Raw genomic sequence first — 4944 nt, forward strand, 5'->3', positions numbered from 1 at the left:
GCAATGTGCGTGGCCCAAATAGTTACCACTAGGAGAACGACATGAATCAGCTTAATGAGCAACTAAGAACCCTGCGTCTTGGCCATGCCGCCAAGGGTCTTGAGCAACAGCGAGAGCAACTCTCCACCTATGCTGAGTTGACGTTCGAGGAGCGGCTTAGCCTGCTTCTTGAGTGCGAGGTACTGGGGCGAAGCCAGGCCAGGATCGAACGCCTGAAACGACAAGCTAAGTTACGTATTGATGCCTCACCCAATCAGCTTATCTACAAAGAGGATCGGGGATTAAAACGTATCCAGATAAGTGAACTATTAACCGGGAGCTACCTGCTAAAGCACCAGAATATCCTACTCACCGGACCAACAGGTGCCGGAAAAACTTACGTAGCCTGCGCCTTGGCAACCCAGGCCTGTGAGCAGACGTACAGCGTTCGTTACTATCGTCTTAGCCGTTTACTGGATGATCTGAGTTCAGGGCGGCTGGATGGCAGTTATCAAAAACAGCTACTCGCCTTATCAAAGAAACAGCTGCTGGTAATCGATGACTGGGGAATGGAAAAGATGAACCAGGAGCAAGCCGGTCATCTACTGGAGTTACTGGAGGATCGTTATCAAACAGCCAGTACAATCATGGTAAGCCAGCTCCCGGTTAAAGAATGGTACAACATGATAGGCAATGCAACGGTGGCAGATGCTCTGCTGGACAGGCTGATCCACAACAGCCATCGGATTGAGTTGGGAGGAGAATCAATGAGAAAGCTGGCACAATCCGGACAGATAGGATAAAAATAGGATTAGAGAAAAGCGAGGAAAACAGGCGTCCGGATTAAACCGGTGCTGGTGTCCGGATAAGCCGGAATATGCAATTACCAGCATCATCAAGAAATTCAAGCCTTATATCTACGCTATCTCGTTGTGGTTGTCCGATTATACGGTATGCAGTATTGCCGCGAGCGAGAATTTTGTGGTCTGTAGTTTCACCCTTAGAAATACGACCATTGAATACTTGGTCTCTATTTTCATATGTTTGTTTGGGGGGGGGAGCGTTTTTTATTCCGACAGGTTTTTGGGGTTCTGTAGCAATGTTACTTTCACTTCTGACTTTTGTATCCCCCATCTCAATTCTTTCAAGATCAGTTGCATATCTGAGAATTACTCTTCTTGATAGATCTGCCATTGTGTCCATCCTGAGCACAGTACCTATATCACCCTCTACAGATAACAGCATTCCAATTGGATAATCGCCGACAGTTATTATTGAGCCGCTCATTCCTTTCCGAAACTTCTTACCATCCTTTAATTTGATGTTAAATGTTGTATCGACGGCCTTATTAGTAATCTCTAAATCAAATACCTCTAAACGGCCTTGCTGATGTTTGTAGTTCAACCTACCACTAGATATAACATCCAATATTGCATCAACGCGTTCACCTCCACCATTCCAACTACTTTCTTCACAGGCTGAGGAATCTTTCAGTTTTACAAGAGCTAAATCTTGAGGGTAGGTATTGATTAATTCTCCCTGTAGTTTTTTCCTTAATCGAGTTTCTATCATTACGCCTTGAGCACGGGTGACCACGTGTGCGGGAGTGTATAGAAAACAACTATCACCAATGGGTCTCAGTATGCCTTGCCCTTCTTGGTGCGGGGTTCTGACATATGCGTCCGAGGCGAAAGCTGGAATTGAAAACAGTATCGAGAGCAGAGTCAGTGTCTTAGTTAGTTTTTTCATTAGTGGTGTCCATATCATCTAAAGCTTCTTCGCCCTTGCTGGGGACGGAATGAGATTCTTCTAAATCTGAATTTTTGGGAATATATGTGAGTCTGATTAATGTTGTTATCAGGAACATCAAGGCTTGTATCACGATAAAGCTAACACTTAGTGTAATTGTGAGTGCATTGTCGTTATAAAGGCGTTCAAAGAAACTAACGGAGATCGGGTTGCCTTGATTTGAAGCGAAAGGTTTAGTGATTCTTACTTCCCCGCCTTTCTTATTAAATACACCTGTGAACGCATTTTCGTCCTGGCTAATTGTCAGCAGTCCAGTTGCGGCGTTTTTCTCATCAGCGGGTAGTAGTACAGTATCACCCATGCTCAATGTTATAGACGATAAGCCAATAGGATCTTCAAACCAGAAACTATAGTCTTTTACTTCGACACTACCGTTTTGTAATAGGGCTGGCATCGTTTCGGTGGCGTAACTAAGCGTTTTACCTAAAGTTACCTTACCTACCAGAATACTAATAAAATCTGGCTCTGCTTCAGTTAGGCGCATAGTCAATGCGAATTTCTCTTTGAGAACGCAGCGCCCTTTAGGAGATATAAGCTGAGCAATCCTGGTATCTTCAACTAGTGGTTCTACGCTTAACTTTATTTCATTTTCTTTATGTACACGAAAAATCACATAGCTATTTTCGTAGAATGTTAACTCTCCATTTTTTATCCAATCATTTTCTTCAATTCGCTGACACTGGCTAGAGCCTTTAATAACAGAAAATGAAGGCAAGTTAACGGTTGGAATTGCCGAATCGTTAGGTTCATATTGCACGACTTGAGTTGCAACGTTTATTGAATATTCAGTGTTAGCGTCGAGTTTTGTAAAAATTGCGTGAATCAAAATGGTAATAAAAAAAACTATCGCAATAACAGCTAATAAGCCTAATATTAATGCTGGCTTATAGAGGTTTTTAACGTTTAGTTCTTTTAGTAATTCTTCTACGTCCAATTCCGTTCGGCGAGGCGAGTTCATTTGTTTAATCACCAATCGGCCAAATTATGTAGTCTTTACCACTGCTTTGATAATCAGGGCTAAAAGTGAAAGTTGTGGCAATATCAATAGCGTGATCGCTTAGGCTACAGGTGTAGTTGAATACTCTCGTGAACTTCTCACGAATACTTTGACAGTCCTCTGTTACTAGCTTGCCTTCGTTATCTTTGAAAGTGATGTTTGGATTACTGCCAGCACTGTTAACCAAGAGTGTAAATCTATTTGAAGTAGGTGTTCCCCAACTGGTCGGAAACACCTCTTGAATATAATTGCCAAACATGTCGGTATTATCGGCGAATGAGAAGGCTACTAGCCTATTGGGGAGGTATTTTTTATATTCGCTCTGATACTCAGTTGGAAGCTTGAGCTGAATCCAGCCTGTTTGATTTTCTGATAATTCAAATGAGGCGTCAGCACTATATTTCCCATCGATACTGGACAGTACGATATTTAAAAACCGTCTGTACTCTGGGACATATACATATAGCTGATCAGGTGATGCATATTTTAGGCTTCCAGGAACGTAGGATGCAGCTAATACCGAACCACTAACATCTACGTTATCCGCATATTTTTCATGGAAGTCATTTTTTGAAACTTCGATAACTTCCTGCCCCTGAACAGTATTCAAAACTGCATAGGATACGAGTATCGATAGGTTAATAAAGAGTCTTAACTGCATAACCAAAATCCTTTTTCTGTTTTATTTTTATACAGATAAAACATAATGGTTTCAATAGTAAGGAGACAAGAAATGAAGGTTCGTGTGATTATAAAATAGGGTAAACTGAACTGGCTTAGAATATGTGGCGGATATTCTATCCAAAGTGCTACCGATCCTTACCAAGTTGCATGAACGGATAAGTTAATATGTGTTCCTGTAATGTTATAAGCCTTTATTTCGACTTATTATCTCACTCATTGACACACGAAATTAGACCTGTAGTGGCAGACTAAACCCGAACACTGTTTTAAGTGGTAGCATTACACTTAATAACGAGGTGTTCAATGAGAAGACAAAGACGGTCATTCAGTCCGGAATTTAAACATGATGCAGCGAGCCTGGTGCTTGATCAGGGGTGTAGTGTACCCGAAGCAAGTCGCGCGGTAGACGTTCATGAAAATACTCTGCGCAAATGGGTTCAGCAACTTGAGTCTGAACGAGGCGGTAGCACGCCGAAATCAAAAGCCCTGACACCAGAACAGCAACGCATTCAGGAACTTGAAGCTCGCGTGAATAGGCTGGAGCGAGAAAAAACTATTTTAAAAAAGGCTACTGCACTCTTAATGTCCGACGACCTGAAATCCACGCGCTGATAGACCGGTTGAGGGTGCATGAATCAACAGAATTGGTCTGTTCAGCGTTAGGTGTTGGTGTCAGTAGCTATTACGAGCGACGAAAGCGCCACCGGCTGATTGGCGCTAAACGACGTATTCTGCGCGCCAGAGTGAAGCGTCTGTTCGATAGAAGTCGTCAGTCCGCGGGCACTCGAACACTTGTTGATATGCTTCGCGATGAAGGCATCATCATGGGCCGGTTCAAAGTAGGCCGGCTAATGAAAGAACAAGGGCTGATGAGCAAGCAGCCGGGTAAGCACGCATACAAAAACGTGCAGGTTGAGCGGCCAGATATCCCTAATTTACTGGACAGGCAGTTCAACGTGCAGCAGCCCAACCAAGCTTGGTGCGGTGATATCACCTACATCTGGACTGGCTCAGCCTGGCATTATGCAGCGGTCGTGATTGACCTGCATACTCGACGGGTAATCGGCTGGAGTATGTCACATCGACCGGATGCGGAACTTGCCGCGAGAGCTTTAGATATGGCTTACGAGCTGAGGGGTAAGCCAACAGGCGTGATGTTCCACAGCGACCAGGGCTCGCAGTACGGGGCTCGTAAGTTCAGACAAAGGCTGTGGCGCTATAAGATGGTTCAGAGTATGAGTCGCCGGGGGAATTGCTGGGATAATAGCCCGATGGAGCGCGTGTTCAGAAGTCTCAAATCCGAATGGATGCCATCAACCGGCTACCATTCGCCAAATGAAGCAAAACGAGATGTGGGTTATTACCTGATGAATTACTACAACTGGGAAAGACCGCATCAATTTAACGATGGGCTACCACCGGCAAAAGCGGAAGAATTAGCCAAAAAGGTGTCCGGGTTTTATTGACCACTACAG

General features: G+C 43.9%; 5 protein-coding genes. 2 read left to right on the forward strand and 3 right to left on the reverse strand.

Going from position 1 to position 4944, the window contains the following annotated elements:
• Positions 1–41 precede the first annotated feature (41 nt).
• Positions 42–782, forward strand: a complete 741-nt coding sequence (gene istB / locus D9T21_RS16090; protein WP_123324632.1) for an IS21-like element helper ATPase IstB — start codon at positions 42–44, stop codon at positions 780–782.
• A 40-nt stretch (positions 783–822) separates the two neighbouring features.
• Here istB and D9T21_RS16095 read toward each other — a convergent pair whose 3' ends face one another.
• Genes D9T21_RS16095 through D9T21_RS16105 form a run of 3 tightly spaced genes read right to left on the reverse strand, consistent with a single transcriptional unit; the run spans position 823 to position 3446 of the window.
• Entirely contained in the window at positions 823–1728 is a 906-nt protein-coding gene (locus D9T21_RS16095; RefSeq protein ID WP_123325989.1) for a hypothetical protein, read from the reverse strand.
• On the reverse strand, positions 1712–2722 hold the full coding sequence (locus tag D9T21_RS16100) for a hypothetical protein (RefSeq protein WP_164464716.1): 1011 nt from the start codon (positions 2720–2722) through the stop codon (positions 1712–1714). The genes D9T21_RS16095 and D9T21_RS16100 overlap by 17 nt, the downstream gene beginning before the upstream one ends.
• A 28-nt stretch (positions 2723–2750) precedes the next feature.
• Positions 2751–3446, reverse strand: a complete 696-nt coding sequence (locus tag D9T21_RS16105; RefSeq protein ID WP_123325993.1) for a hypothetical protein — start codon at positions 3444–3446, stop codon at positions 2751–2753.
• 326 nt (positions 3447–3772) lie between these two features.
• On the opposite strand from D9T21_RS16105, the gene D9T21_RS16110 reads away from it, so the two are divergent.
• Positions 3773–4935, forward strand: a protein-coding gene (locus D9T21_RS16110; protein WP_105936981.1) for an IS3 family transposase whose coding sequence is annotated in 2 segments (ribosomal slippage) — positions 3773–4028 and positions 4028–4935 — 1164 coding nt in all. Because the reading frame shifts where the segments join, the coding sequence is not laid out codon by codon here.
• Positions 4936–4944 lie beyond the last annotated feature (9 nt).

The sequence above is a fragment of the Marisediminitalea oceani genome (genome assembly GCF_003731635.1).
GTDB lineage: Bacteria > Pseudomonadota > Gammaproteobacteria > Enterobacterales > Alteromonadaceae > Alteromonas > Alteromonas oceani.

Excerpts from the sequence above, each read along its gene's own strand:
- istB (WP_123324632.1), top strand. The coding sequence starts at position 42 with ATGAATCAGCTTAATGAGCAACTAAGAACCCTGCGTCTTGGCCATGCC.
- D9T21_RS16105 (WP_123325993.1), bottom strand. The coding sequence starts at position 3,446 with ATGCAGTTAAGACTCTTTATTAACCTATCGATACTCGTATCCTATGCA.
- D9T21_RS16095 (WP_123325989.1), bottom strand. The coding sequence starts at position 1,728 with ATGAAAAAACTAACTAAGACACTGACTCTGCTCTCGATACTGTTTTCA.